Annotated in this window: 1 protein-coding gene and 1 pseudogene; both read left to right on the top strand. The window is 54.4% G+C overall.

All coding sequences use genetic code 11. The annotated features are described in order from the left end of the window. Positions 1-1,382: putative bifunctional diguanylate cyclase/phosphodiesterase (locus ACUCV0_RS24005; protein ID WP_482213927.1), on the top strand; the 1,382-nt coding region annotated here is incomplete at its 5' end. A 217-nt stretch (positions 1,383-1,599) separates the two neighbouring features. Continuing rightward, positions 1,600-2,070: pseudogene (locus ACUCV0_RS24000) on the top strand (IS5 family transposase); the annotation flags it as partial.

The following is a 2,070-nucleotide window of genomic DNA, read 5'->3' as shown; positions in this document are numbered from 1 at the left end:
GTTTTGCAGTGCTGGCTATGGTTGTTCCGCTCATACTGGTCCATCGCCTGCTTAGGCGGTTGCGCCGCAGCTATGTTGACTTGTTGGAAGCCCAGATGCATAGCGATGGCCTTGCCCGCTATGACCCATTGTCAGGACTGCTCAATCGCCGCGCTTTCGGTGAGCACCTCACGCATGTGCTTCGGGAACCGCAGAGCACGGCTATCTTCCTGATCGACCTCGACAACTTCAAAAGTATAAATGATCGCGCCGGGCATGCTGCTGGCGATGCCGCCATCTGCGCTGTCGCGGAAAGTCTGCGGGAAGTTACTGTAGGGCGGCAGGTGGCTTTGGCTCGGCTAGGCGGTGATGAATTTGCTGTGACGATCACTGGGGATTTTAGTCGTGCCGACCTAGCTGTTGCGGCCGAAGACTTGCTTCAACGCATCTCACGGCCCATTAATGGATGGCCAGCGATCCAAATCACCGCATCCATGGGTATCGCAGTGGCTCCAGTGGACGGATCGACACCAGAGTCGCTCTTACCGCGTGCAGACATAGCAATGTACCGAAGCAAGCAGGACGGAGGGGCCGAATTTAATTTCTTCAAAGCCAGTTTTGAGGCTGAGCAGCGAGAACAAGCGCTTTTGGAGCAGGAGCTACGCGCAGCGATTGCGGGCAATCAGATCCAGCCTTTTTATCAACCTTTCGTCAAGCTGCCGGAGCAAAGTTTGCATGGCTTCGAAATTCTGGCACGTTGGCAGCATCCTACGCGGGGGACGGTCATGCCTGATACATTTATAGGTCTGACTGAGAAGTTGCAGTTGATCAAACCGTTAACTGAGAGCCTATTGATACAGGCGTTTGCTGACGCACGCGACTGGCCACAATCGATAATCTTGGCAATCAACGTGACTTCTTCCATGATCGAGGATCCCGATTTCCCAGAATGGATCAGAACCGTCGCTGACCAAGGGAGTTTTCCTCTCAGACGACTCGAAATCGAAATTACCGAAAGTGCCTTCGTCGCAGACCTTCCCAGTGCACAGCGTAGTTTGTCGGCCTTGCATGTGATGGGGGTGAGCATTTCTCTTGATGACTTCGGCACCGGCTACTCAGGGCTTTATCATCTGACCCAGTTATCCATAGACAAGATCAAGATTGACCGATCGTTTTTAGACTCGACCAAAGCTGTCCAAAACGAAATAGTCCAGGCGATCCTTGCTCTTGGCAAGAGCTTGAACATGAAGGTGACGGCCGAAGGCGTAGAGCATGAGCAAGTCATCAGCTGGCTGGCTGACAATGGATGCGACTTTGCTCAGGGCTATCTATTCGGACGGCCTGTTCCATCCTCAAGTATTAATGACCTGCTCGGACACGCTTTTGACCCTGTAAATATTTGATAGGAGAAAGACCGCTTGCTGAGTCTTTGTCTGCAACGGACCAAGCCCCCGGGACGGGGGCTTGGTCTTGCATGACTGGGAAACGCTTCATGTTTATGAGCGCCAATGGCCGTGCAAATGACTGATCGCAGGTGTTAATGCCTAGCTGTGTAAACCTAGAGCTTGTCTGAAAAGTCGTGTTTGTTAGCTTGTTCTTGTGATGGCAATGGAGACAGGCATGACTGGGCGTTACGAGCTTTCGAATCAGCAGTGGGCGTTGATCGAAGACATCGTTTCCCCTCCCCAGAGGATGGGGCGCCCACGCCGTGATGATAGGCAAATGCTCAATGGTCTCTTCTGGATCCTGTGCTCGGGTGCCAAATGGCGTGACCTGCCCGGGCGCTACGGTCCCTGGAAGACGGTCTACCAGTGCTTCCGACACTGGCGCGACGACGGTACCTTCGAGCGCATCCTGGCGCGTCTGCACTTGAAACTGCGCCAGGATGGTTATCTGGACCTGGACACCTGGAGGATCGATTCCACCACAATTCGCGCGACACGAGCCGCCTCGGGAGGTGGAAAAAAGGGGGCCCAGACGAACCGCTAGATCATGCGTTGGGCCGTAGCCGTGGTGGGCTGGGTACCAAGCTCCATCTGCTCTGTGATGCCCGGGGATTTCCGCTGACCTTTACGCTGTCGCCAGGACAGG

The sequence above is a fragment of the Pseudomonas sp. VMV1 genome, from assembly GCF_056790235.1.
The sequence above is the reverse complement of the archived record's forward strand: the minus strand, read 5'-3'. Positions and strand labels throughout refer to the sequence as shown.